A 26,758-nucleotide genomic window follows, 5' to 3' on the forward strand; every position below is an offset into this window, starting at 1 on the left:
AGGGTCTTTTCTTTTGCTGTCAAACCAGCCATCTTCATAACGGTTTTCGTTAACTGAAATAATTTCCATGGTGGCCGGATTGCTGAGAAGACGCAGTCGCAGAGTTTCCATTATCCCGGATTTCAGTCCGAAAAATATAAGAAGCGGCGTTGCAATGGCGGTAACCGCAAACATCACGCAAAAACTCATCCTCCACTCATGAAGAATATCCTTGCATGAAATAACTGCAATAGTCAGTGCTTTTGCCATAGAATAATTATCCCAGATTACTGATTATCATTTACCTGGTATCAACGTTGATGTAATGCCGTTGCTTCTCTCAAGTTTGAAGGTCACTTCATCATCGGCATACTTATGCATGAGATTGCGATCATGACTGACTATCAAAAGAGAAGCTTCGTTTTCAATTACCGTTGCCTTGAGAAGCTTGCAGATATCTTCAGCCGAAACACTGTCCACGGCAGCAGTGGGCTCGTCTGCCAGAACCAGCCCCGGTTTGTGAATCAGAGCCCGGGCAATAGCCACCCTCTGCCGCTGCCCGCCGGAAAGAAATTGCGGTTTCTTGTTGAGCTGATCGGCAATGCCCATGGCCCGGGCCAGTTCCACAGCCCGGGTTCTTACGGTTCTGCTGTCCATGCCCAGAAGACGCCCCGGAAGCATGATATTTTCCCGGACTGACAAAAAAGGAAAAAGCCCTCCGGACTGCAGCACATAACCAATATCCCGGCCTCTGATATCAGCCTGCTCCCGGCGAGTGGCCGTAAAGAGATTAATCTCCCGCTGGCCCCGGCGCATTACGAATCGCTCAGCGGAATCAGGCTTCAGCACCAGGGCCAGGATATCCGTCAGGGTAGACTTCCCGCATCCGCTCTGGCCAACCACGGCCAGAGTTTTTCCCGTAAAAAGATCCAGCTTCGGCACAAGCAGCGTGAAGGTGGAATCATTTTTTGTACGGCTGAGACGGAGATTCCTGACACTGAGACAGTTGTTCATGGCATCAGATCCAGAGGAATCGGAGCCACATAATCATCTGCATCATCGCCTTCATTAAGGGAGATCCACTTTGCGGTATTGTCATGAATTTCCCCGTAAGCCTTTATCTTGGATTCCAGGTTGCTCAGAAATGCATTCTGTTCATCCGGTCCCCAGCTTTCCCAGACCTCGTTATTCATTTCCATAAGACGGCTCTTATAGGGCAGATTCTTAAGAAAATCCGGCACCAGTCCCGATTCCGCTATATTGCCGGCCTTGGCCAGCTTATCCGGATCCCGGGCTGCCACTGCAGAAGCAGCCTGCAGCGAGGTAAAGAAGTCATCGCCGCTGACCTGATTGGTTTCGCCGGCTACCAGCACTTCCTTAAGCAGCGTGGATATGGCGTCAAGCTGAGCCTTGGTCAGCAAAAGCTGTACCTCCAGAGACTGTCTGGTGCTGTCTTTAAGATCCTTGTCTGAAACCCATGCTTCGATATCCCGGGGCGGAGCTACATCTGCTTCATTGCCCAGCCAGGTAACAGCGGCTGCATGAAGAGCCTGATTAATGACATCTGCCGACGGACCTTTAACATTCTGAGCATCATCCTTCATAATGCTTACGGTATCCACCTGTTTGCCGGTAAAGGAGCTTTCGGCACTGGCCAGATAGTTCAAAGTTCTTTCGGTAATCATGGCGGCAACATTCTCAAAGCTCTTCATATCTGATGCGGTGATATCCCAGTAAAGAGAATCTGAAACCCCGGGATTCTGAGAAAGCGTCTTAAACTGGGTAGCCGCAATCTTGTTAAATTTCTTTGTTTTGTTCGGCTTGATGTGAATGGCAAACAGAGTAATCCCGTTATCATCAGCAAGATGACGCATGTTTTCCTGATTGAGTCCGGTTATATTCCATTCATGATCCTCCTGATGTCCCGGAGCATCGCCCACCACGATGATAATTCTGGTGGTGTTGTTACGCCAGGCGGTGTTTTTCACCGCATCATTGACTCCCGAGAACATATCCTCATCAAATGTCACGGAATCAACCTTGGTTTCCTTAACCTTGCCAATGGTCTCCGCAAAATCCTGGGCGTTTTGCAGTTCCGGAGTGAAATTGTTGGTAACATATTCCAGCCCTTCTATAGTGGCAGAATCACGGTACCCCCAGACACCGAACGCTACCTTATCGCCAAAGCTCTTGTTTTTGGCAATCTCCCCGGAAACCCGGTTCATTATTTCCCGCACCTTCTCGATGTAAGGCCCCATGCTGCGGGTGGTGTCCACAACCCAGACAATGTCGTACTTCATGTCCTTGAGATCTTTGGATTTGGATTCCGAAGTGGCATTGGACGCTGTCAGATATTCCTTGTTTTCCCGAATGTCGGATGCCTTGCGATCCTTCTCCGTGCTGTTCACCGCCACAATGTCAAGGAGACGGGATTCTCGCCCCTCAAACTCCACCACCTTGTAATCCACAATGGGCATCAGGGTAAAATTATCCGCATTATCCACGGCCATTTTCGGTTCCACAGATAAAACAGGAAAATCCCTGGAAAGCTTCTTTTTACCGGCTGCGGCCTGGTCAATATCGGAATAATATCCGTCAACCTTTGCGGTTCTGTCATCCTCGGACATGCCGATAAGAGTATTCAGAATATCTTCATCGTCAAACATCAGAACCGGACTTCTGCCATCAGGATGACTGAATGTCAGGCACATGGTTTGCTTCCATTCAAAAAGATCATTGCCCTTCATCCAGCCCTTAACGGAACCTCTGTCGTCACTGCCAATTTCGTACCAGCCCTCGCCGGAGGCAGCGGCTTCGCCCTTGGGCCTGGTGTAAACAAAATACGAAGAGAAGGTCGGGACATTGCTCTTCAGCACCTTGGTTCCTTCCGCATCAGCGTAAAGAACGGCTCCCGGACGCGTCAAAATGCGCAAAGGAACCTTGGAATCCGCTGAAACCGCCACCGGAACTCTGTTATCTCCGGCAAAAACGTCCCAGCATGAACTTCCCATAATCAGCAATGCCGCCATGGCTGTAAATAATTTTGATGTCTTCATGTCACTACCTGCAAAAATCTCAATAGCTGTTCTCAGATATGATTCTATATTCACTGAACTCCCGGCGGTTATCTTTTTATGAAATTCTTTCAATCAGATTCAAAACTTAATCCAGACATTACAGCAATATGTGAAATGGTTCAAATGAACTTATGGAAAATTCTGCCGCTAACATAGTTAAGCGGTGTCAGCGTTCCCCTGAATGAAAAGCTTATCAGGCTGCGTGCCGCATATCTGTCGCTGCTCAGGGAATCCTGAATGCCATGAGAATTGAGCCGATGAGAATTGTCTCACAGACACCAAAGGCCGGAAATGTTAGAATCCAATCTTCAGGTTCAAGGTTGCAGGAACACCGAAGCAGGCAATTACACACAAATACTACAAGGACTGGGAGGCTCCATGCGCAGTATAAAATCCGGGGGGTTTACGTTAATAGAACTGGTAGTGGTCATCGTCATTCTGGGCATTCTTGCCGCAGTGGCAGTTCCCAAATTCATGGATCTCCAGCGTGACGCCAGAATATCAAAACTGAACGGTCTTATGGCAGCCATAAAGAGCGCCGGGCATATCACCCTGAGCAAATCGGTAATCGCCGGCATAGAACAATATCCGGCCGACAATTCCGTACAAGAGCTTGACCTCCATTACCTTTGTCTTGACGGCTCTGCATCAGACAGATGCGATGTGTCAAACGGCATTGCGGTTTCCTACGGTTATCCGGCCGTGCTTAACAATCCGCCCACTATCGAGAAGGAGACATCGGGGATACTGAGAGCATTGGACATTGATTACCGAAAGCACAACGCCGCGGATCGCAAGGATCATGACTGGCAGTATAAGGTTAAAAAGGTTTCAGAACAGGATGTTCATATGCTTATAGGGCCCTCTGACATTGAACTCCCTGAATACAATGTCAGCGGCGGCGTTATCGATGAAGCTTCCAAAAAAGGGTGCTATGTTGTTTACGGAAATCCTCACAAAGATGCGAACGGCTCCATAAAAAGGGTTATTGATATCTCAACTGATGGGTGCTGACCATATTCCGCGCTCTCGGGATATTCGCTTGGCGGAAACAGAAAAGGAATGCCATTACGGACATTCCTTTCTTTTTTCCGGAAGCCTGAAAACTTAATCAAGCCGGGAAAAGAAATCCTCCACCCGGTCAGCCAGCCCCTGAGGCTTTTCTCCGATGAATACGAAATGAAGCACCTGACCATAGGCGGCGCGCAGGGAGGATACCTGCATCATTGACTTGCCGTCAACATAATCGGAATCTTCGCTCACGTTTCTGATTTTGACAGCCACAGACGGATCGCTCATGCAAATCTTTACCAGAGACGTGCAGGGTCTTACATGAAGGCCGTGCTTGCTGTTAACGGTAACGTCCATTTCCAAATTCATAATGCTACCCACCTTTATTGTTAAAAAATATCCTTAAAGAAGCTGTTTTACGACTGATCCAGGATATCAATGCTGATCAGCGCCGCAGGTTAATCAACACCATATTCCGAAAAAATCTTCTTTGCTTCCCGGGAAACAAAATAATTTCTGAGCTCCAGAGCTTTTTGCTTCTTTGCCGGATCTGTATTATGGAATACTACGGAATAGAAGTATAAAGGCTCATGAAACGAATTCGGAATCAAACAGTAAGAGCCTTTTTTAGCCACTTTGTTCTGTCTTATCATTACATACGGAACAAATCCCATCATCACCGTCCCGTTCATCACAAAGCTCATGGTCTGAAAATCATTGGCCGCATACATAAACTTTGCGGTTACCGCCTTTTCGTCCAGTTCATAGTTTTTAAGGGACTGCAGGACGGCATAGCCAGACGGCTGAATACGAGGATCTGATACGCCGATGCGCGAATAAGTGCCCTTTTTCAGGATACGGCACATGCTGTCAACAATACCGGTAACAGACCACAGAGCCAGTTTGGTGGAACCAATGGGCTGCAGCGTTCCGCGATCCGCCATTCCGCCCAGAATGTATTTCTGCGGAAAACGGAGATCATGACCGATATACATATCGCAGGTAAGCTCTCTGTTGGCAATGCGAGAATAAAGATCTGTGGCCGACCCTGCTTCAATATCGAAGGAAGCATCTCCGGATCCGCGTTCCTGCACCGCTTTAAGAGCATCATAAAGCTGTGCTACGGCACATACCTTTACCTTCTCCTCTGCGGCGTTAACAGTACTCGTTCCCCATAAAAAAGAACTCAGAAATACCGGTAATATAAAAAATTTAGAGCATCTTACTTTTAACATAATTATCTGAACAAAATATCAAACTCTCAATCCTCAACGTAACCGCTTCGGATAAGGCTTATTTCATCACGATAGCCATTCAGATCCGGCTGCGGCGTTTCCAGATAAAAGGGCAGTTTTCTCAAAACAGGATGATTCACTACCCTCATAAGAGCCTCCAGCCCAATCTGACCGCGCCCGATGCATTCATGCCGATCCTTGTGAGCTCCCAGAACATTTTTGCTGTCATTAAGGTGGATCGCCTTAAGCCGATAAAGCCCGATATGTCTGTCAAACTCCTCCAGAACCTCATCCAGCCGATTGCAGATATCGTAACCGCCATCCCAGACATGACAGGTATCCAAACAGACTCCCATTTTGTCCTTAAGCTCCACGGCGTTAATAATAGCAGCAATTTCGGCAAAGGTGCGTCCGATTTCAGATCCCTTTCCGGCCATGGTTTCCAGAAGAACGGTAGTAGTCTGTTCCTCTCTGAGAATATCATTAAGAGCTGCCGTGATATAAGAGGTGCCGATTTCCACGCCTTGCTGAACATGGGAGCCCGGGTGGAAATTATAGTAATTTCCCGGGGTATGCTCCATTCTGCGAAGATCATCCGCCATCATGTTCCTGGCAAATTCCCGGATACCGGGATCCGCGGAACAGATATTCATGGTATAGGGGGCATGAGCCAGAATGATGTTTATTCCGTGCTCCCCGCAATACTCATGAAAAGCCCGGATATCATCGGGATCCACGGGCTTGGCCTTTCCCCCGCGGGGATTTCTGGTGAAAAACTGAAAGGTATTTGCCCCGATGGAAACCGCATCTCTGGCCATGGCCAGATAACCGGAACTCATGGAAAGGTGACATCCCAAAGTCAGCATCGCCCGGTTACTCCACTGTTACAGATTTAGCAAGATTTCTGGGCTGATCCACATCGGTTCCCTTGATAATGGCCACATGATATGCCAGAAGCTGCAAGGGAATCGTGTAAATAACAGGAGAAATAACATCAGGAACCGCCGGAAGGTGAATAATCTTCATATTCTCCTCATCACGGAACCCGGAGTTCTCGGAAGCGAACACATAGAGAACGCCGCCGCGAGCCCGTACCTCCTGAATATTGGAACGCAGCTTTTCCAGAAGGTCATTCCGGGGAGCAACCACAATTACCGGCATCTCGGAATCAATCAGAGCCAGGGGGCCGTGCTTCAATTCTCCTGCCGCATAAGCCTCGGCGTGAATATAGCTGATTTCCTTAAGCTTAAGAGCTCCCTCCATTGCTACCGGACACATAACTCCGCGGCCCAGAAAAAGGGCATTTCGTTTGTTAACAAAATCCAAAGATAATTTTCTGATTATGTCATCCTGTCTGAGCACATCGCTGATAAACTCCGGAATTTTCTCCAAAGCCTGAACCATGGCTGATTCGGTTTCAGCATCAATACGCTCTTTAATCTTTGCCAGACTTCCGGCAAACAAGAGCAGAGCTAAAAGCTGAGTGGTAAAAGCCTTGGTGGAGGCTACGCCAATCTCTCTCCCGGCTCTGGTGAAAAACACCATGTCCGATTCCCGCACAATAGACGATTCCGGCACATTGCAAATGGCCAGCGAGCCCAAATATCCCTGCTGTTTGGACAGGCGCAAGGCCGCCAGCGTATCCGCTGTTTCTCCGGACTGGGAAATGGTAATGAACAAAGTGCGAGGCTGCGTCACGCTCTTCCGGTAGCGGAATTCCGAAGCAATCTCGGCATCGGCGGTAATGCCCGCAAACTCTTCAATCCAGGACTTGGCAATAAGACCGGCATGAAAGGAGGTTCCGCAGGCAACGATCTTTACATGCTCTGTTTCCTTAAAAAGTTCTACTGCTCTGGCTCCGAAAGACTCCGGCAAAAAGCGCCCGTTTCTGATACGCCCCTCCAGAGACTGCGGAATAACAATGCTCTGCTCATAGATTTCCTTCTCCATGAAGTGATGATAATTTCCCTTGGTGGCATCACCGCCAGAGGAAGCATCAGAGCTCACGGATTCTCTCGTCACTGCATTGCCGGCAGCATCCCAGACAGAAATCCTGAATCTGGAAATATCGGCAATATCACCTTCCTCCAGATAAATGAAATTATGAGTAACCGGCATCAGTGCCAGAGGATCTGACGCCACAAAATTCTCGCCCAAGCCGACACCTATGACCACCGGGCTGCCGCTTCTTATCAAAACCAGATGATCCGGCTCGGCGGAACTGATAAATACCGCGCCGTACGCCCCGCGGAGATCTTGCACCGCTGCCTTTACTGCAGAGAGCAAATCCTTTTCCGTTCTTCTGTAGTAATCCGCCAGCTTCACCAAAACCTCGGTATCCGTGTCGGACTCAAAGGAAAATCCCTCTCCGAGAAGTCTCTCCTTGATCTCCAGATAGTTCTCAATGATACCGTTATGCACCACAGCAATATTGCCGGAAACATGCGGATGAGCATTGACAACGGAAGGCGCTCCATGGGTGGCCCATCTGGTATGCGCTATGCCGGTGCCGCCGGGCAGAACGGTTTTATTCACCTCTTCGGCAAGCTCCCGGACTTTGCCTGCAGTGCGGATTCTTTTCAGATTCCCATGGTCAATAACGGCAATACCCGCAGAATCATATCCGCGATATTCAAGACGGCTTAAACCTTCCAAAAGTATCTGAGATACATCCCTCTGGGCAACAGCTCCCACAATTCCACACATAACAGGTTCCTTATTTCTTCTTAATCTTTGCCGGACGCTTCCAGCCGGGAATCATTCTAAGCGGCGCTCTTGTTATCACCAGGTTGTTATCCGGAATGTTTTTGGTCACCGTGGTGCCGGCACCGATAGTAACGCCGTCCCCCACGGTAACCGGAGCTACCAGTTGCGTATCCGATCCCACAAAAACATCGTTGCCGATTTTTGTCTGCCACTTATTGGCTCCGTCATAATTGCAGGTAATGGTTCCTGCCCCGATGTTGACGTTTTCGCCAATATCGCTGTCTCCCAGATAGGAGAGATGTCCGGATTTTGTCCCCTTGCCCAGCTTTGACTTCTTCACCTCCACGAAGTTTCCGACATGAACGTTTTCCATAAGCTCGCAGCCCGGCCGGAATCTGGCAAAAGGCCCGAGAGTGGCTCCTTCGCCAATCACCGACCCTTCAATGATCGTGTAGGGGCTGATAACGGACCCGTCCTTTATGCAGCAGTCCTTAAGAACAGAGCCGGCTCCCACAACGACATCATTCCCCAGAATCACGTCTCCTTCTATGATGACATTAACATCCAAAAAGGTATTCTGCCCGAAGGTAAGCTTGCCTCTGATATCAGCGCGAGCCGGATCCGCCACTATCAGACCTGCGGCCATATACCCCTCCAGAAGGCGTTTCTGATAATACCGTTCGGCGCAGGCCAGCTGAATTTTATTATTGATTCCGCCACATTCCATAGGATCCTCTGCCTGGAATCCGGCAACTCCGAACTTATCCTTAACAGCCAGACCGATAATATCAGTAAGGTAATATTCCTGCTGCGCATTGCTGTTTCTTACTTGTTTCAGGAGAACGTTCAGGGTGTTAACATCGGCTGCTATTACTCCGGTATTAATTTCATTGATTTGCCTTTCCGTGGCTGAACAGTCCTTTTCCTCAACAATACCGGTAATAGAACCGTCAGAAGCGCGGATGATTCTCCCCAGCCCCTCCGGATTATCCACCACGGAAGTCAGCACCCCCACCCCATGCTCCGGAACCGCATCAAGCAGTCTTTTCATGGTTTCAGCTCTTATGAGGGGAATATCGGAAACCAGAATTAAAACCCCGCTGTCTGCATCACAGCCGGGGAGAGCCTGCATGACGGCATGACCGGTTCCCAGAAGCTCCTCCTGACGCACCCAGTGGTAATCTCCCGGAGTAGCTTCGCGAACAGCATCACCGCCAAAGCCGTAAACGACATGAATTCTTTTGGGATTAAGGGTTTCAGCTTCCTTTAGAACATGCTGAAGCAGGGTTTTACCGCCAATTTTATGAAGCACCTTCGGTAAATGCGAATGCATTCTGGAGCCTTTTCCGGCCGCCAGAACGATTATTTCAAGAGATTCAAACATGTTTGCCGTAAATCCTTTTGTGTTCTGTAACAGGTACAGTCATTATAAATGAGAAAAACGCTTTTTTATTCTGCCCCCTGTCCCAAACAGAAGAAACCTGACGAATAAAAGACCGGTAAAAGGGATTCGTAACAGGCTGTGATGAGCTCAGGATAAAACAGCGCTGCCGCAGCTTTGGAAATGAGTATAGCAGCAGCATCCTTCAAAATACATAAAAACACCAAAAATGTACTAGTCAGTGCTTAAAATTCCGCGGTCTCGCCTGTTTCATCCCTGAATCAGGCCAGTTTTAAGAATCACCGGGTAAAGTTATCCTCAGACCAGAAAAATAAAGCCGCTCTCGAAAGAACGGCCTTTCCTGAAATTGAAACAATCTTATTTTATTCTGCCCTTTCTGGACAATTCTATGGCTTTCAGCTGGGAGATAGCCCGGGACAGCTGAGACAGGGCCTGGGAGTATCCCTTGTCCGGAGTGGCATTGGCAAGCATTTCCTCTGCCTCTCTCTTTGCCTCAAGAGCCTTGGATTCTTCGATATCCTCGCCTCTCATGGCTGTATCCGCAAGGATGGTCACACTCTTGGGCTGTACCTCCAGCACACCGCCGCTCACAAAAACAATTTTCTTGTCACCTTCAAGAGTAGTATAGGAAACATTGCCTGAAGGAATGGTGGTGAGCAGAGGACTATGCCCGGGAAGAATGCCAAGCTCACCCAAAGCTCCTCTTACATGAACACCTGCAACCTGACCGGAAAAAATTCTCTTCTCCGCGCTGACGATCCGGAGATGAATTTCTCTGCGGCCTTTATTTTCAGATGACTTGCTGTTGTCTGTCATAGGTCAGTCCTTAAAGCTTCTTGGCGTTCTCAAGCACCTCGTCAATGGAACCTACCATATAGAAAGCCTGTTCCGGGATGGAGTCGTACTCGCCATCGATAATTCCCCTGAAACCTCTGATGGTCTCCTTCAAAGGCACATACTTGCCCTCGCGTCCGGTGAACACTTCTGCCACACTGAACGGCTGCGACAGGAATCTTTCGATCTTTCTGGCTCTGGCAACGGTGAGCTTATCATCTTCAGACAGTTCGTCCATGCCCAGAATCGCGATAATGTCCTTAAGCTCCTTGTAGCGCTGCAGCACGCTCTGCACCCCGCGTGCGGCTTCATAATGCTCATTGCCGACAATCTGAGGATCCAGCTGTCTTGAGGTTGAATCCAGAGGATCCACCGCAGGATAAATACCAAGAGCGGCAATCTGTCTGGAAAGAACGATGGTGGCATCCAGATGGGCAAAGGTAGTGGCCGGGCTGGGGTCTGTCAGGTCGTCTGCCGGAACATAAACAGCCTGAACAGAGGTAATAGACCCCTTGGAGGTGGAAGCAATTCGCTCCTGAAGCATACCCATTTCTTCAGCAAGTGTCGGCTGGTAGCCTACGGCGGAAGGCATTCTTCCCAAAAGGGCGGATACCTCTGTGCCTGCCAGTGTGTAACGATAAATATTATCTATAAACAGCAGCACATCACGTCCCTGATCCCGGAATTTTTCAGCCACGGTAAGTCCGGTAAGAGCTACACGGAGACGGTTCCCCGGAGGCTCGTTCATCTGGCCGTAGATCATGGATACCTTGTCCAAAACCTTTGACTCCTGCATTTCAAAGTAGAAGTCATTGCCTTCTCTGGTACGCTCGCCCACGCCGGTAAATACTGACAGACCAGAATGAGCCTTGGCAATATTGTTTATAAGCTCCATCATGTTCACGGTTTTGCCTACGCCGGCGCCGCCGAACAGACCAACCTTGCCGCCCTTGGCAAACGGACAGATGAGGTCAATAACCTTAATTCCTGTTTCCAGAAGTTCAGTGGTATTTGACTGATCCTCATAGCTGGGAGCGCTTCTGTGTATTACCCATTTTTCCTTTTCGCCGATAGGGCCCTTTTCATCAACCGGATCCCCCAGAACATTCATAATGCGTCCCAGAGTTTCTTCTCCTACCGGAATCTTGATAGCCTCTCCGGTATCAGTAACCCGAGCTCCGCGCGCCAGTCCGTCGGAGGTGCCCATGGTAATGCAGCGTACCAGGCCGCCGCCAATCTGCTGCTGAACCTCAAGTATCAGCTTCTTGTCACCTTCAACTTCAAGTGCGTTATATACCTTCGGCACCTTGTCATTCGGGAATTCCACATCCACTACAGCACCGATGATTTGAACCACCACACCCTGTGCGGCTTTCTGATTGTCAGTCATGTGTACCTTCTAAAAATTAACGTTATCTATACTGCAGCGGCCCCGGAAACTATTTCAGTAATTTCCTGAGTAATACCGGCCTGCCGGGCTTTGTTATAAACAAGCTGTAAATCCGAAACCAGACCGTCAGCGTTTTCGGTAGCGGCCTTCATGGCCACCATGCGAGCGGACTGTTCAGATGCCAGATTTTCGACAACTCCCTGGTATACCATGGCTTCTATATATCTCTTGAAAATCTGATCCAGTATGTTCTTTGCATCAGGTTCATAGATATAGTCCCAGCTGTCTCTTTTAACAGTGGTTTTCTCAGCCTCGGTAATGGGAAGAAGCTGTTCGATAATCGGTGTTTGCACCATGGTATTAACAAAACGGTTGTAAACCAGACAAAGCTTGTCAATCTCGTGGTTGTCAAAAGCCTGAAGCATCAGTCTCACAGAACCGATAAGACTTTCAACTGAAGGATTGTCCCCCATGCCTGAAGCATGAGCCAGGGTTTTCACCCCCACGTGGCTGAAAAAGCCAATCCCCTTGCTGCCGATTACCGCTATCGAACTTTTAATGCCTTTTTCATCATCTTTTTTTATCTGATTAAGCACCAGCTTGAAAAGATTAATGTTAAGGCCGCCGCACAGTCCGCGATCCGTAGAAACGATGATGTATCCGACATTCTTAACCGGACGGGACTTAGCATAAGGATGCCTGTACTCCAGATGCCCCAGAGCAATGTGCCCGATAAGAGTGCGCATGGTCTCTGCATACGGACGGCTTTGAATCATCTTGTCCTGGGCCTTCCGCATTTTTGATGCCGCCACCATCTGCATGGCTTTGGTAATCTTCTGGGTGCTCTTTACACTGGCGATCTTAGTTCGAATTTCCTTGGTGCCTGCCATATTCGCTCCTCATGCAGAAATATCAGAATTTCTGAGTTTCCTTGAATTTGGTGAGCAAATCAGCAAGCTTTCCTACAACATCATCGTTGTAGACAGGATTCTCTTCGATGCTTTTCATAAGATCAGCAAACTCAGTCTGCGCATAGTGCAAAAGAGAACTCTCAAAGCTGGCCACCTTCTTCAGTTCAACATCCTCCAGGAAGCCTCTTTCCACGGCAAACAGAAGCAGGGCCTGTTCCGCTACCGTCAGCGGAGCATATTGCTTCTGCTTCATAAGCTCAGTTACCTTCTCGCCGTGATTAAGCTGCTTTCTGGTAGCTTCATCAAGATCTGAAGAAAACTGGGAGAACGCTGCCAGCTCACGGTACTGCGCCAGAGCTGTTCTGATACCGCCGGAAAGCTTTTTGATAATCTTGGTCTGAGCGGCGCCGCCTACACGGGATACAGAAATACCAGGATCCACCGCCGGTCTGATACCGGCATTAAAAGACTGGGTCGTCAGGAAGATCTGGCCGTCTGTAATTGAAATCACATTGGTAGGCACAAATGCTGACACGTCTCCCGCCTGGGTTTCAATAATAGGCAGGGCGGTAAGAGAACCTGTCTTTCCTTTTATTTTTCCCTGAGTGATGGATTCGATGTACTCGGCGCTGACACGAGACGCTCTTTCCAGAAGACGGGAATGCAGATAGAACACGTCTCCGGGGAAAGCCTCACGCCCAGGCGGACGGCGCAGCAAAAGGGAAATCTGGCGATAAGCAACAGCGTGCTTGGAAAGATCATCGTAAACAATCAGAGCATCCTCGCCGTGATCTCTGAAGTACTCGCCCATGGCGCAGCCGGCATAAGGAGCCATGTACTGCAGCGCTGCGGTATCAGAAGCGGATGCCACTACCACGATGGTATTCTTAAGAGCGTCATGCTCTTCCAGTTTGCGTACCACATTGGCTATAGTTGAAGCTTTCTGACCGATGGCAACATAGATGCATTTAACGCCATAATTCTTCTGGTTGATGATGGTATCTATGGCCAGAGCGGTTTTGCCCACCTGACGATCCCCGATGATAAGCTCGCGCTGGCCACGTCCAATGGGAATCATGGAATCGACGGACTTATAACCTGTCTGAATGGGCTGATCCACCTTATAGCGAGCAATAACGCCCGGGGCAATAACATCTACCGGAGCAAAACCGTCATTGCTCACCGCGCCCTTGCCGTCAACCGGATTGCCCAGGGTATCAACTACCCGTCCCAGAAGACCGGGACCTACCGGAACCTGAAGAATCTTGCCTGTGCATCTGACCTTCATTCCTTCGGTCAGATCACCGGAAGGCCCCAGCACAATCGCTCCCACGGAATCACGCTCAAGATTGAGAGCGAGACCATATCGGTTTCCCGGAATTTCAATCATTTCACCGGACATTACACCGCTTAAACCGTGAATACGAACAATGCCATCGGAGACAGATACAATGGTACCTTCATCCTTGCTTTCGGCAGACACGGAAAATTGAGAGATCCTCTGTTTGATAAGATCTACAATTTCGGTTGAATTTAACTGCATATGATATTCCCTAGTTTACGAACCAAGCGAAACAATCAGTCTGTTGAGACGTGTACGTATGCTGGCATCAAAAACCTGATCCTTAACCTTCACCGTAAAACCAGCCATCAAAGAAGGATCTGTTACTGTTTGTATCCTGACCGAGGACACACCGAATTTCTTCTGAACCTTTTCCTTTATGGACGCAAGAACATCCTCGGAGAGAGGTCTCGCTGATGTTACAACAGCGCTGAGCGAATCTTTTTTGTCATCGGAATAATTCTGATACTCGGAAAGAATGTGCGGAACAAGCTTAAGTCTTTTATTTTCGAGAAGGAGCCTGAAAAAATTGGTCTGCTTCTCATCCATAAACTCCTTAAGAATCCCCGAAGCGTACTTTACAGTATCCTCAGCGGCGCCAACCTCAGCTTTTTCAGTGATATCCGAATATTTAACCAATGCCGCAAGGGCGGTAAGGTAACCCAGCCATGAATCAAGAGCATTATTTTCATCGGCATAGGAAAATGCCGCTCTTGCATAAGGTCTGGCCACTGTTAAATCATCAGCCATAAAAATCCTCAGAAATTCTTCAGGGCGTCGTTAATCAATGCCTCGTCTGACTTGGAATCCAGCTTCTGTCCTAAAATCTGCTCGGCGCCTGCGGTGGCCAGCTGGGCAATCTGCTTGCGAAGCTCCTCTCTGGCTTTATTCTGAGCTGTCTGAATGTCAGCCTCAGCGGACTTAACGATCCGAGATTTTTCAGCCTTTGCTTCCTGCTGAGCAGAATCAATCAGCTTAGATCTCTGGTTTTCAGCCTGTTCAACAATTTCCTGAGCCTTGTCTTTGGCCTCGGAAATGATTTTTTCGGCATTGTCCTGAGCAAGAGCAACACTCTGTCTGGCCTTGGCGGCATCATCAAGACTTTTCTTAATTTCGTTCTGACGATCAGTGATAGCCTTCATCAGAAGCGGCCAGATCCAGAACATACAGATGAAAGTGAATATTAAAAACGCTATCATCTGTATCAAAAAAGTTATATTGAAACTCACAATACAACCCCTTTTGCCACTATACGGCGAACAGCAGGTAAAGTCCCAGACCGATGCCAATCATAGGAATGGCGTCCACCAGACCCATTACGATAAAAAAGTTAATGCGCAGGGTGTTAATATAGTCAGGCTGGCGGGCTGCGCCTTCCAGAAACTTGCCGCCGAGAATGCCGATGCCGATAGCGCCGCCGATAGCAGCAAGCCCCATCATGATGCCGGCTGAAAGATATGCAACAGCTTGAAGATCCATAAATAACTCCTTTGTCAAAAATTACTCATCCTTGGTACTGGCCAATGACAGATAAACGATGGTAAGTACCATAAAAATGAAAGCCTGCAGGGTGATAATCAGAATATGGAACAACGCCCATACAACGTCCACCAGACCTCCCAGAAAACCGCCGAGAGGGACGGGGCCTATGAGCACTGTAAACAGCACTGTTATCAAAATGAAGATGATTTCGCCGGCGTACATATTCCCGAAAAGTCGCAGGCCCAGCGATATAGGCTTCGATAACAGGGACACAATCTCGAGACACATGTTCACGGGAACCATGAAAACGGAATCAAAGGGATGCCGGGTATAGTCTTTAACAAAGCCCGTAATCCCTTTGTACTTTATGCCGTAAATAATAATCAGCAGGAATACGGAGCACGACATGGCCAGAGTGATGTTTACGTCAGCAGAAGGCACCAGACGCAGATACGGCACTCCGATGTAAGAGCAAATCTGAGGAATCAGATCCACTGGAATAAGATCCAGAAGGTTCATCAGAAATACCCACATGAAGACAGTAAGCGAAAGCGGAGCAATCAGTTTATTCTTTACTGAAAACATGCTTTCCACGGTGTCATTGACGAAAGTTATCACCATCTCAATGGCGCAGAGAAATTTATTGGGGATTTTGCTCTTAGCAGACAGACGCACCGCCGCGCCGAACAGAGCCAGAAAAACAAACCCCATGACAATGGATATCAGCGTGGAATCTATGTTTATCACCGTAGGGCTGAAAATCGGTTCTTTGGTACCATGCTCCATAACGGGAATGCACTTTCCGGATCCCAGATCCGAATATTTGCAGTCAGTTGCATGGAATTTTATCAGGCACTGTTCCTCTGTTGCCGGACTGGCCATGCATTTGCTCGTCATGCCATCGCCACACAGACATTCATTGAAATCGTAAACGCTGTCAACCTTTTTGCTATGAAGAACATTTCCCGTGCTCAGATCAATCTGCAAAAAGTTCAAATGGTGCGTTATATACTCCTTGGTATCAAACCCCGGAGATGTAAAAAGGGAACCCTGCTGTTCCTCCTGGGGATTGTTTTGTATATCATCAGCCATAGATCAAACCCTGATTCACCGACAGCTTTTTCTGACAAATGCCACAAAAAGAGCAAACACTTCCGCCACAATAGCAGTAAAGAAAACAAATAACGTTAATGAAACAAATTTCAGGCATACAGACACCAGCGCCGCAAACAGAACTAACTTTATAAGCTTGCCCAGCATCATTTCCGCAAAAATCACCGGAGCGCTAATCTTTCTGTGATTTATGGAAGCCATGTATAGATAAGCAACCTCCGGAAGCAGAACGGCGCATCCGCCAAGAAAACCTGAATAAAAAGCCTTGGCCGCCAGAAAGGAACTTCCGGTGCATATTCTGAGTATAACCGGCCAGACACTCAGCTGCACCAGAAAGGAGAAAGCCATGATATGTATTATCTGGGTCTTCATCTCCGGCACTGAGCCGACCTGTTTCATATACGCGTAACCTGTCTATTATTTTAACCGCTTTGATGTATTTGTAAATTTATTGGATCCTTGTTGAAAAATCAACAATCAGAGCTCCAGAAGATCCTTAATTTTTTGCAATTCGTCAATATTTGAGTAACTTAATATCAATCTTCCACGGTTTTTGCCAGAACTTACACATTTTACATTGTAATCGGCAAGCTTATTTGACACAGTTTCCTGAAAACTCTCAAAAACAGGATCCTCTTTAGGTGTCTTTTCTTTTTTCGGAGAAATGATGGATTTCACAAAATCTTCAGTTTTTCGCACTGACATTTCTTTCTGAATGACCGTAATGGCGGCAGATTCCTGTTTTTCCGGATCCGAAATAGCCAAAAGAGCCTTTGCATGTCCGGCAGTGAGATCTCCGTTAATCAGAAATGACTTAACCTTTTCGGAAAGATCGTTGAGACGAAGGATATTGGTAACCCCTGAACGGGATTTGCCAACGGTTTTGGCCAGTTCCTCATCGGTGCAGGAGAGATTTTTCTTAAGCTTCTCCAGGCCTTGAGCCTCTTCAATGGGGTTAAGGTTCTCACGCTGCAGATTCTCAATCAGCGCTATAAGCATGGCATCTCTGTCTGAAACGTTCCTTACAATGCAGGGCACCTGGGACAGTCCGGCAATTTTAGCGGCCTGCCATCTTCTTTCACCGGCCAGTATTTCATACTGCCCGTTTCCCAGGGACCTTACAGCAATGGGCTGAATAATCCCCTGAGATTTTATTGATTCGGCAAGCTCAGTAACCGAATCAGGATCAATTTCTGCCCGAGGCTGAAACTTCCCTCTTTGCAAACAGGAAATATCAATGTTTCTGAGTCCGTCTGAAGCATCAGACAGGCTGTTAGATGATGAAGATGCGTTATGCTGCAGTAACGCATCAAGACCGCGTCGACCAAGTCCGGCCATATCCCCTCCGATTATCAAAATTTATTGTTCAGCCTGTTCCGATTCCTCGTCATCCTGCATTCTGAGAATCTCGCCGGCCAGCGCCAGATAGGCCCTTGCCCCCAGAGAGCTTTTGTCATAATAGTAAACCGGTTTACCGTAGCTTGGAGATTCTGCCAGTCTCACGTTTCTCGGAATGATAGTCTGATAAACAGAGCCTTTAAAGTTCTCCTTAAGATTGTCAGATACATCTGAGGCGAGTTTTGCTCTTTTGTCAAACATGGTGCGCAGAATCCCCTCGATTCTGAGCCTAGGGTTCAGATTATCCTTGATCTGTCTGACGGTATCCATAAGATCCGTCAGACCTTCCATGGCAAAGTACTCGCACTGCATGGGGACTATAACCGAATCCGCCGCGCAAAGAGCGTTTACAGTAAGCAGGTTTAATGCCGGAGGACAGTCAATGAAAATAAAATCATAATTGTCTCTTATTGCTTCCAGCGCGTTTTTAAGCCGGTTTTCTCTGGCAAAAAAATTCATCAGTCTGACACCGGCTGCGGTTAAATCAGAATTTCCGGGCAGGATGTCATAACCGCCGGTTTCGCTATGGAGAATGACCTCGCTTGCCGGGGTTCCGTCAATAATCACATCATATATGCTTTTTTTAAGATCAAACTTGCTTATCCCGCTGGCCATGGTGGCATTTCCCTGCGGATCCATATCGGCAATCAGCACCTTTTTCTGCGTTGCCAGGGAGGCTGCCAGATTTATGCATGTGGTGGTCTTTCCAACGCCGCCTTTTTGATTTGCAAGTGCAATTATTTTACTCACTTTTAATTATTTCCTTTTAATCAGTCTTATTAAGTGTCTTTGTCCAAGTGTTTTGTTAACTTGAATGCGTATTATATCCAAAACTTCAAATTCCTTTGAAAGCTCTTTTAGTTCATTCTCAGGAACCTCTCCCTTGAGGGCCAGAAATTCTCCGTTTTCAGCTGGAATGTTTTTGCAAAGCTCCAGCATATCCGGAAGAGAAGCAAAAGCTCTGCTGATAACCCCGTCGATGGCAACCGGCGGGGTAAAAAGTTCGCATCTAGTCTGTTCCGGAAAAATATTCTCAAGCCGGAGCTGTCTTTTGACCTCCCTTTGAAAATTGATTTTCTTGCCCAGGCTTTCCAGCAGGTAAAAATTCTTTTCCGGAAACAGGATAGCCAGCGGGATTCCGGGAAATCCCGGTCCGGAGCCGGCATCAGCATAGTTTTGTCCTGTAATGAACGGAGCTACGGAAATGGAATCAGCTATATGCTTAAGGATGATGTCCGGCCCTTTTTTTATAGATGTCAGATTATAAACACGGTTCCATTTCATGAGAAGCTCAGTCAGAGCCAGAAGCCGGGAGATCTTTTCATCGTTCACGCATGCTTCCAGATTCATGGCTCTGACCTCGGAGACGAGCAATCCTCTCAGTTCATTCATTATCCTTTACTCCCAGAAGGCCCATTCTTTTTAAATGAATCAGCAGAATTGATATTGCAGCCGGGGTTACTCCGGAAATTCTGGAAGCTTTTCCGATGGTTTCCGGCTGAAAATCATTCAGCTTCATTACGATTTCCGTGGACAGACCAGGAATTCCGCTGTAATCAAAATTCGCCGGGAGGTAGGTTTCCTCATTTCTGATCTGCTTCTGAATTTCATCAAGCTCGTTCTCGATATAGCCCTGATATTTTACCTGAATTTCCACTTGCTTCTGAGCCTGTTCTGTAGCGGCAATGGGGGTTAGGCCCGTAGCCTGCATCAGCTTCGCAAAAGTCATTTCCGGGCGTCTGAGAATCTCTTCCAGATTCTGTTCTTTTCCTAAAGGGGAATTCAGTGCCGGGTTAAGCTTTTCTGCATAGCTGTTGTTGGGCGAAGCCCATGTATCTCTGAGTCTGCTTTTTTCTTTTTCTATCTGCTCCATTTTGTTCTCAAAAAATGACCATCTCTCGTCGCTTATAAGTCCGAGAGATCTGCCAATGGGAGTAAGCCGAATGTCAGCATTATCTTCTCTGAGCAGAAGTCTGTATTCGGCTCTTGAGGTAAACATTCTGTAGGGCTCGTTGGTTCCCAGGGTACAAAGGTCGTCCATAAGCACACCGATGTAAGCCTGGTCTCTGCGCGGACTCCATCCTTCCTTGCCCTGACACCTGAGTCCGGCGTTTATTCCGGCCAGGCATCCTTGAGCTGCGGCTTCTTCGTATCCGGTGGTGCCGTTTATCTGGCCTGCCAGGAACAGGTTTTCTATGAATTTGCTTTCCATAGTAGCCTTAAGATCCCGCGGATCAAAAAAGTCATATTCTATGGCATAAGCAGGGCGTACCAGTTCAGCATTTTCCAGGCCTTCCATTGAATGAACCATTTCCGTTTGCACGTCAAACGGCAGGCTGGTGGATATTCCGTTGGGATAGAGCAGGTTGGTGTATAGGCTTTCCGGTTCGATAAAAATTTGGTGCGAGTTTTTATCTGGGTACCTCATTATCTTATCTTCAATTGAAGGACAGTAACGCGGACCTACGCTATGGATTACCCCGGCGTATAACGGGCTGCGATCCAGGTTGTTTCTTATTATTTCATGTGTTTTTTCATTTGTTTTTGCTATGTAGCAGCATATCTGTTCCGGATGATCTTCTTTTTTACCCATAAAGGAGAATACCGGGATATCCTTGTCAGGCTCCTGTTTTTGCAGCTTTGCAAAATTTACTGTTCTTTTATCGATTCTGCAGGGCGTCCCGGTTTTCAGTCTGCCCATTCTTATAGGGTAACTGTGCATCTGCTCAGCCAGCTTTATTGATGCCTGTTCTCCGGCACGGCCTCCGCTGTAATGGTTCAGACCTATATGTATGAGTCCGTTTAAGAATGTGCCAGTACATAGAATTACTGTTTTTGCCCTGATTTGTATTCCGGCTTCGGTTTCAGCTCCTGTTACCTTGTTTCCGTCAAACAATAGCCCTGTGCAGGGCTGCTGAAAAATATGCAGGTTAGGGTAGTTTTCCAGTATCTTTCTGATTTCTATTTTGTACAGTATGCGATCCGTTTGCGCTCTTGTCGCTCTTACTGCTGGTCCTTTGCTGGAGTTAAGAGTTCTGAACTGGATGCCCGCATGATCAACTGCTGTGGCAGTGACGCCGCCAAGAGCGTCAATCTCTTTAATTAAGTGCCCTTTTCCTATTCCTCCGAAGGCGGGATTGCATGACATTTCTCCCAGCGTTTCTATATTGTGCGTGAGTAACAGGGTATTCAGTCCCATGCGTGCGCTGGCAGTGCATGCTTCAATTCCGGCATGCCCTCCGCCTACAACTATGACGTCAAATTCCTGGTGATGAAACATTTTGTGTGTTCTCCGCTTGGACGCTGTGATTTTGAGTTTGGGGTATTTTAATGTTTTTTGTTCTTAACGTCATTGTGTTGCTTAAGCTTCGGGTAACTTAGCGGCGATGTAAGCTGACTTCCGTACATCAGCAATGGCTGGCTTTTGTTTGCGGCGGCCTTTTTCTTTCTTTTTTTCTTTTCTTAATTAATGATTCTTTTTCTTCTTTTTCTTGTGCCGCTTTTGCTGTTGATAACCATTTTCGGACTTTATTTTATAATGGTTTAACCCATTTCAGCATTTGTGCTTTCGCTGTGCCTTTCCAGTGTCGTATTTGTTGATAACTATAGTACTTGTTAACATGTTTATAAGTTATCCACTTTTATCCACTAATTGTTAATATCTTTTTTACAGGTTGTTGACAACCATATGTGTTTCATAGTTATCAACAATTCTCTGAGGATGCACAGGTTGTTTTCATTCTATTATCATTGTTATACACAGAATTGTTAACAAGTTTGGTTTCAGCTGCATTGCCAAAGATCCTGTATTGCTGGAAAATCAGCGCCGCAAGTCAAAAAAAAGAGGAGTACTACTCCTCTTTTACCTGATTTTACCGTATTGGGTCAGTTAGATACGCTTTTTGAATTCGTTGGTTCTGGTGTCAATTTCAATCTTGTCACCGGTCTTAACGAAATCAGCTACGCTGATGGTAAAGCCTGTTCCTTTGAGAGTGGCCGGCTTAGTAACCTTGCCAGATGTGTCGCCGCGTACGGAAGGTTCGGTGTATTCAACTTCTCTTACGATGGTTATCGGTAATTGCACGCCAATGGCCTTGCCGTTATAAAAGGTTACGGTGCACTCATCTTCCATGCCGTCAACGATGTAGTTTATTACATCCCCAAGGAAGTCCTTTTCGATTTCAATCTGATTGTATTCCTCATCCATGAACACATAAAGAGGATCGGCGTAGTATGAAAAGGTGCAGGTCTTGTGTTCCAGAATGACATCATCAAGCTTTTCGTCAGCTTTAAAAACAGTTTCGGTGCCGCCTTCGCTGAGAAGGTTTTTCAGTTTCATTTTTACTACAGCGGCATTGCGGCCGGATTTGTTGAATTCAGTCTTGAGAACTACCATCGGGTTGTTGCCAACCATAATCACGTTCCCGGTGCGGATTTCTTGAGCGATTTTCATTTGTTTACCTTAAGATTGTTCTGGGCTTTTTGGATAAAGCTGTCCAGATGTGTACTTAAATTTCCCATATTAAAAAGCTTTTCTGCCCATTTTGCAGACAGAGCGCAGATTTCGGGGTATTTTATCATAAAATCGCAGAAAATTGACAAGGCCTCCTTTGCTTGCTTGCTGTCTTCATTATCGCGCTTTATCTCAGAATCGTTCAGACTCGTAAAGGCTTTTTCTATTGTCTCTTTCAGGCGCGGCAGACAATCTGCGGTGTACAGGTCGGTAAATGCCTTCAGTTTTATGAGGTGGGCTCCTTCATCCTGGCGGTAGATATGCCAGATAAAAGGGACACCGGTCATATTGGCCTGCGCAAAGGAGTCCTCACCTCTTATAACATTTAAGTCCATGGCCTTCAGCACATCATTAAATTGTTCCTGAGGAAGCATTTTAAAAGATACTGCGGTAATATTCTGGCTTTCTGCCATAAGTTTTATGAAGTTGCTGTTATTTTTTAAGAATTCAGTGCTTCTCCCTTCTGGGAGAAAAAGCATTGTTTTTCCTTTTATGTTTGTAATAGCCCTGATCAGATGAATAAGGGATTCGTTTTCATAAGTAAATATCAGAACCTTGAAGAATTTATTTAAGTCCTGGCTGATATGAAGAATTCTGGTTACGTTTGATATGGCCTCCTCTTTTGATTTTGTATAAATTATTTCTTCAAAATTCAGGCCTCCTGTTTTATTTGTAAATCCCGGAAAAAAGAAGAATTTACTGATATTGTTATTTTGCAGTGACGGCAGTTCATGGCAGCTTTCTACCCATTCTTCGGCGCTCAGATAGTCAAGATTGATCCAGATGGTGGTAGCGGCGAAAGTCCTGATGATGACATCGGGCAGGCGGCATTGAAAGGCTTCGATAACAGTACCGGCAGGTTTGTAGCAGAATTCTCTGTAAAAGTCCTTTTTGTCAGCTGCATCATCAGACATCCAAAACCTTATTTTGAGATTATTGGCAATTAATTGTTCCTGTTTCTGAGGGCATGATGGCATTTCATTATTGCAGCGACATCTGTCATCAATGCCTGGATTCAGTTTTTTTAATACCCTGAAATTATCAATAAAAAGCGTTACAGTATAGCCGCGAGTACTGAGGATTCTGGCCAGTCTGTAGGTAACCCCGGCATCCCCATAGTTATCAATTACCTGGCAAAAAATATCTATGCTTTTGTCATTTGTCACTTTTATTTGCCCACGCAGAATGTATTGAATATGTTGCTTAGAAGATCGTCAGCAGTATATTTGCCAGTTATTTCATTTAAACTGTTCTGAGCTATTTTAAGGTCTTCGGCAGCTATTTCCATATTTGCATTATTGTTCAGGTTGGCTTCTGCATTATTCAAAGCCTTAAGAACTTTATCCATGGCGTTTAAATGTCTTCTTCTTGCGGAAAAAATACCTTCTGTAGTATTTGCATATCCGGCAAAATGTTTGATATGTTCTTTTAATTCCAAGAGACCTGTTTTTGACTTTACTGAAATTTTTATATATGTGTTATTTTGCAATTCTTCTGGTATTTTAAAATCAGTTTTTTTGTCTGTTTTGTTAAATAATATTGTGCATGGAATTTTATTCTCAGTGTTTTTAATAATTTCTTCAAAAAGAGCTATCTGTTCCTGACTGTCATTTCCTGATATATCAAATAAAAACAGAATTCGCGAGGCCTTTTGTATCTCATTCCACGATCTGTTTATGCCAATTTTTTCCACTGCATTGTCTGTATTGCTGCGAAGACCGGCGGTGTCTGTTATATGAACAGGCAGTCCGTCAATATTGATAGTTTCCCTTATGGTATCTCTGGTAGTGCCGGCAATGTCTGTTACTATCGCCCGTTCCACTCCCAGAAGTTCATTAAGAAGAGATGATTTTCCGGCATTGGGTCTTCCGGCTATGACTATGTTTATTCCTTCGTTCAGCAGAATTCCCTGTTTTGCAGCGTTCCTGATATCCTGAACCTTATCTTTCAGAACCTGCAATTCCTTCAGAACATCTCCTTCGCTGACAAAATCAATGCTTTCATCGGGAAAATCTATGGTTGCTTCTACATAGGTTCTGATTTTTATTAAAGCATTCAAAAGTTCGTAAACCTTCCCGGAGAAGGATCCTGAAAGAGAATTTACTGCTGATTTTGCAGCCTGAATGCTGGTTGCGTTAATAAGATCCTGTATGGCTTCAGCCTGAGTAAGATCGATTTTCCCGTTTAGAAAAGCTCTTTTGGTAAATTCTCCAGGATCGGCCAGTCTGACTTTATCGATCTTAAGTATTTCCTGCATTAAGCGGTTGAGCACTATAGGCCCGCCATGACATTGAAATTCCACCACATCTTCACCGGTATAGCTGTGCGGTTCTTTAAAATAAATGACCAGTCCTTCGTCTATCTTATTGCCGTTGCTGTCCCGAAAATCGGTGTAGGACGCAAAACGGGGAGATGTCTGCTTTCCGGTGATTATTTTTTCAGCTTCGCCTGCTTTTGCTCCTGAAACGCGGATGATTCCCACTCCGCCGTGTCCGGCAGGTGTGGCCACAGCCGCTATGGTTTCCTCGCTGTAATACATGCTTTGTCCTCGAATAATAAAAAACTCAGGATTTTACCCCTGAGTTTTACTGTTTTTTTGTTACTGCATCAAGCCGTTATTTAACCGGATTCTTCATGCTCAAGCCCTTTTTCTCCAGAGCTCTGAAGATAACGAACTGCTGGGCTATGGTAAAGATGTTGGATACCAGCCAGTACAGAGTCAGACCTGCCGGGAAGGTGCAGAACAGTCCGGTGAAAATAATCGGCATCAGCATCATTATTTTCTTCTGCATGGGATCTGTTATGGTAGTAGGGGACATCTTCTGAATTAACAGCATGGTTACTCCCATAAGAATTGGCAGCACAAAATAAGGATCGTATGCTGACAAATCCTGAATCCATAGGCAGAAAGCAGAATGTCTGAGTTCTGTTGATTCCATGAACGTCCAGTACAGCGCTATGAAGATAGGCATCTGAATCAGAATAGGGAGGCAGCCTCCTAAGGGATTAACCTTTTCTTTCTGATAAAGCTCCATCATGGCCATGCTGAGCTTCTGGCGGTCATCCTTATACAGCTCTTTGAGCTCGTTCATTTTTGGAGTAAGGATCCGCATTTTGGCCATGGAAACATACTGCTTCTTGGTGAGCGGATACATCAGAGAGCGTACCAGGATAGTGAGTATTATGATGGCAACACCCCAGTTCGGGAATACCTGATGTATGAACTCTAATGCGTAATACAGCCATATGGACAGGAAAGAGAGCCAGCCGTAATCCACAGTCAGTTCCAGATGAGGGGAAACCTTCTTCATTTCATGAATGTCTTTAGGTCCCATCCACAGTATATTTGAAAGTGTGGCTTTTTCTCCCGGATTGATAGCTATATCCTGGGAACGAATGCCAACAACTGCGGTTTCTTCTCCGTCCTTTCCATATGAAAAAATGGTGTTGGAGGTATTTTCTGCTCCTATCCAGGCAGCAACAAAATAATGCTGAATCATGCTGATCCAGCCGCCTTTTGACGAATGGACGTTTTCAGGCTGTTTTAACTCGCCGATGTCGGTAAAGCTTTCCTTCTGATATTTGGTATCGGAGGTGGAATATGCCATACCCCGGTATGCGGAGGTGCCGAACATTCCTGAATTAAGATCCGGATCGTTAACCGATTGCTCCAGCGAGGAGATCTGGGCAATTCTTAAAGGCTGGGACAGGTTGGAAACTTCAAAGGATACCCGGATTTCATGGGAGCATCTTTCAAAAGCAAATATCTTGTTTACGCTGATGCCGTCAGATGTTGTTCCTGTCAGAGTCACCACGAGGCTGCTGTTGTCAGAAGGGGGATTAATTGAATCCTTGTTGGTGGTTTTCTGATCCGGATTTCTGGAGGCTCTGTATACAGAACAGTATTCCTGAATATCTCTGCCGTCCAGATCCTGAGGTTTGCTCATGACGTAGGAAGATTTCTCCGAGGAATACTTAACATTCATGTAGCGAAACTGAGCAGACGTCTGCTGCGTCGGATCGATATTCTGGTCTTCCTGTTTGGCTGATACCAGATTGCTTGAAGCAAAATACTTGAAGTTGCCGGAAATTCTCAACAGGTGGAAGTTTTCCGCGGAGTCGATTTCCTGTTTCTGATCCTTAAGATCAGCCTTAAGAATATCTCCGTTATCTAAGCCGATTTCCAAGTCGTACAGATCCGTGGAAACCTTGACAACATTGTCGGTCTTAGGAGCCTGTATTGTTACTTCAGGTTGATTTTTTGCCTGTATTGCCGCATTCTTGTCTCCTGACCATGTAAAAAACATGAAGACAGTAAATAAAACCAGCATTATCAGAACAGTGTTACGTTGTTGCTGCATATGC

At 46.5% G+C, this 26,758-nt stretch carries 25 protein-coding genes and 1 pseudogene; 1 reads left to right on the forward strand and 25 read right to left on the reverse strand.

Translation table 11 applies throughout. The features are described 5' to 3' along the window. The 3 genes and pseudogenes from ACJROR_RS10040 to ACJROR_RS10050 all read right to left on the reverse strand — a co-directional run. A pseudogene (locus tag ACJROR_RS10040) lies at positions 1–249 on the reverse strand (hypothetical protein); the annotation flags it as partial. A gap of 27 nt (positions 250–276) precedes the next feature. Continuing rightward, positions 277–993: an ABC transporter ATP-binding protein gene (locus ACJROR_RS10045; RefSeq protein WP_406041095.1), complete on the reverse strand. Its 717-nt coding sequence runs from the start codon at positions 991–993 to the stop codon at positions 277–279. Next, the gene (locus ACJROR_RS10050; RefSeq protein ID WP_406546958.1) at positions 990–3,035 is read right to left on the reverse strand and encodes a vWA domain-containing protein; all 2,046 of its coding nucleotides are present in this window, start codon (positions 3,033–3,035) and stop codon (positions 990–992) included. The genes ACJROR_RS10045 and ACJROR_RS10050 overlap by 4 nt, the downstream gene beginning before the upstream one ends. A 399-nt stretch (positions 3,036–3,434) precedes the next feature. Between ACJROR_RS10050 and ACJROR_RS10055 the strand changes: the two genes are divergently transcribed. Beyond that, positions 3,435–4,070 carry a type II secretion system protein gene (locus tag ACJROR_RS10055; protein WP_406041099.1) on the forward strand — a complete coding sequence of 212 codons (636 nt, stop codon included), beginning with the start codon at positions 3,435–3,437 and terminating at the stop codon, positions 4,068–4,070. A gap of 93 nt (positions 4,071–4,163) precedes the next feature. On the opposite strand, the gene ACJROR_RS10060 is transcribed toward ACJROR_RS10055, so the two are convergent. The 22 genes from ACJROR_RS10060 to yidC all read right to left on the reverse strand — a co-directional run bounded on the left by ACJROR_RS10060 (position 4,164) and on the right by yidC (position 26,754). Then, a complete protein-coding gene (locus tag ACJROR_RS10060; RefSeq protein WP_406041101.1) occupies positions 4,164–4,436 on the reverse strand; it encodes an HPr family phosphocarrier protein in 273 nt (90 codons plus the stop codon). An 89-nt stretch (positions 4,437–4,525) separates the two neighbouring features. Then, a complete protein-coding gene (gene modA, locus ACJROR_RS10065) occupies positions 4,526–5,161 on the reverse strand; it encodes a molybdate ABC transporter substrate-binding protein (RefSeq protein WP_406546959.1) in 636 nt (211 codons plus the stop codon). A 167-nt stretch (positions 5,162–5,328) separates the two neighbouring features. After that, positions 5,329–6,168, reverse strand: a complete 840-nt coding sequence (locus tag ACJROR_RS10070) for a deoxyribonuclease IV (RefSeq protein ID WP_406041105.1) — start codon at positions 6,166–6,168, stop codon at positions 5,329–5,331. Positions 6,169–6,175: 7 nt separating this feature from the next. Then, a complete protein-coding gene (glmS, locus tag ACJROR_RS10075) occupies positions 6,176–8,008 on the reverse strand; it encodes a glutamine--fructose-6-phosphate transaminase (isomerizing) (RefSeq protein ID WP_406041107.1) in 1,833 nt (610 codons plus the stop codon). 10 nt (positions 8,009–8,018) lie between these two features. After that, a complete protein-coding gene (glmU, locus tag ACJROR_RS10080) occupies positions 8,019–9,392 on the reverse strand; it encodes a bifunctional UDP-N-acetylglucosamine diphosphorylase/glucosamine-1-phosphate N-acetyltransferase GlmU (protein ID WP_406041109.1) in 1,374 nt (457 codons plus the stop codon). Positions 9,393–9,767: 375 nt separating this feature from the next. Beyond that, the gene (locus tag ACJROR_RS10085) at positions 9,768–10,226 is read right to left on the reverse strand and encodes a F0F1 ATP synthase subunit epsilon (protein WP_406041111.1); all 459 of its coding nucleotides are present in this window, start codon (positions 10,224–10,226) and stop codon (positions 9,768–9,770) included. Between the two features lie 10 nt (positions 10,227–10,236). Beyond that, positions 10,237–11,634 (reverse strand): F0F1 ATP synthase subunit beta, encoded by a 1,398-nt coding sequence (gene atpD / locus ACJROR_RS10090; protein WP_406546960.1) that lies wholly within the window; start codon positions 11,632–11,634, stop codon positions 10,237–10,239. Positions 11,635–11,660: 26 nt separating this feature from the next. Then, positions 11,661–12,524 carry a F0F1 ATP synthase subunit gamma gene (atpG, locus tag ACJROR_RS10095; protein WP_406041115.1) on the reverse strand — a complete coding sequence of 288 codons (864 nt, stop codon included), beginning with the start codon at positions 12,522–12,524 and terminating at the stop codon, positions 11,661–11,663. Positions 12,525–12,546: 22 nt separating this feature from the next. Next, positions 12,547–14,088: a F0F1 ATP synthase subunit alpha gene (gene atpA, locus ACJROR_RS10100; protein ID WP_406041117.1), complete on the reverse strand. Its 1,542-nt coding sequence runs from the start codon at positions 14,086–14,088 to the stop codon at positions 12,547–12,549. Positions 14,089–14,103: 15 nt separating this feature from the next. Beyond that, positions 14,104–14,637 carry a F0F1 ATP synthase subunit delta gene (locus ACJROR_RS10105; RefSeq protein WP_406041119.1) on the reverse strand — a complete coding sequence of 178 codons (534 nt, stop codon included), beginning with the start codon at positions 14,635–14,637 and terminating at the stop codon, positions 14,104–14,106. Between the two features lie 8 nt (positions 14,638–14,645). Then, positions 14,646–15,116: a F0F1 ATP synthase subunit B gene (locus ACJROR_RS10110; protein WP_406041121.1), complete on the reverse strand. Its 471-nt coding sequence runs from the start codon at positions 15,114–15,116 to the stop codon at positions 14,646–14,648. A gap of 19 nt (positions 15,117–15,135) precedes the next feature. Then, a complete protein-coding gene (gene atpE, locus ACJROR_RS10115; protein ID WP_406041123.1) occupies positions 15,136–15,366 on the reverse strand; it encodes a F0F1 ATP synthase subunit C in 231 nt (76 codons plus the stop codon). Between the two features lie 21 nt (positions 15,367–15,387). Then, positions 15,388–16,449 (reverse strand): F0F1 ATP synthase subunit A, encoded by a 1,062-nt coding sequence (gene atpB, locus ACJROR_RS10120; RefSeq protein WP_406041209.1) that lies wholly within the window; start codon positions 16,447–16,449, stop codon positions 15,388–15,390. Between the two features lie 27 nt (positions 16,450–16,476). Continuing rightward, positions 16,477–16,881: a hypothetical protein gene (locus ACJROR_RS10125; RefSeq protein WP_406041125.1), complete on the reverse strand. Its 405-nt coding sequence runs from the start codon at positions 16,879–16,881 to the stop codon at positions 16,477–16,479. Between the two features lie 78 nt (positions 16,882–16,959). Continuing rightward, positions 16,960–17,820 carry a ParB/RepB/Spo0J family partition protein gene (locus tag ACJROR_RS10130; RefSeq protein WP_406041127.1) on the reverse strand — a complete coding sequence of 287 codons (861 nt, stop codon included), beginning with the start codon at positions 17,818–17,820 and terminating at the stop codon, positions 16,960–16,962. Between the two features lie 21 nt (positions 17,821–17,841). Continuing rightward, a complete protein-coding gene (locus tag ACJROR_RS10135) occupies positions 17,842–18,630 on the reverse strand; it encodes a ParA family protein (RefSeq protein WP_406041129.1) in 789 nt (262 codons plus the stop codon). A 6-nt stretch (positions 18,631–18,636) separates the two neighbouring features. Further along, complete coding sequence (gene rsmG / locus ACJROR_RS10140; protein ID WP_406041131.1) at positions 18,637–19,272, reverse strand: 16S rRNA (guanine(527)-N(7))-methyltransferase RsmG; 636 nt, start codon at positions 19,270–19,272, stop codon at positions 18,637–18,639. After that, entirely contained in the window at positions 19,265–21,160 is a 1,896-nt protein-coding gene (gene mnmG, locus ACJROR_RS10145; protein WP_406041133.1) for a tRNA uridine-5-carboxymethylaminomethyl(34) synthesis enzyme MnmG, read from the reverse strand. The genes rsmG and mnmG overlap by 8 nt, the downstream gene beginning before the upstream one ends. Positions 21,161–21,769: 609 nt before the next feature. After that, entirely contained in the window at positions 21,770–22,333 is a 564-nt protein-coding gene (gene efp / locus ACJROR_RS10150) for an elongation factor P (protein ID WP_406041135.1), read from the reverse strand. Next, the gene (gene earP / locus ACJROR_RS10155; protein WP_406041137.1) at positions 22,330–23,559 is read right to left on the reverse strand and encodes an elongation factor P maturation arginine rhamnosyltransferase EarP; all 1,230 of its coding nucleotides are present in this window, start codon (positions 23,557–23,559) and stop codon (positions 22,330–22,332) included. The genes efp and earP overlap by 4 nt, the downstream gene beginning before the upstream one ends. A 2-nt stretch (positions 23,560–23,561) precedes the next feature. Next, positions 23,562–24,932 carry a tRNA uridine-5-carboxymethylaminomethyl(34) synthesis GTPase MnmE gene (gene mnmE / locus ACJROR_RS10160; protein WP_406546961.1) on the reverse strand — a complete coding sequence of 457 codons (1,371 nt, stop codon included), beginning with the start codon at positions 24,930–24,932 and terminating at the stop codon, positions 23,562–23,564. A gap of 76 nt (positions 24,933–25,008) precedes the next feature. Next, positions 25,009–26,754, reverse strand: a complete 1,746-nt coding sequence (gene yidC / locus ACJROR_RS10165; RefSeq protein WP_406041141.1) for a membrane protein insertase YidC — start codon at positions 26,752–26,754, stop codon at positions 25,009–25,011. Between the last annotated feature and the right edge of the window lie 4 nt (positions 26,755–26,758).

It is taken from the genome of Succinimonas sp. (assembly GCF_045225735.1).
Lineage (GTDB): Bacteria > Pseudomonadota > Gammaproteobacteria > Enterobacterales > Succinivibrionaceae > Succinimonas.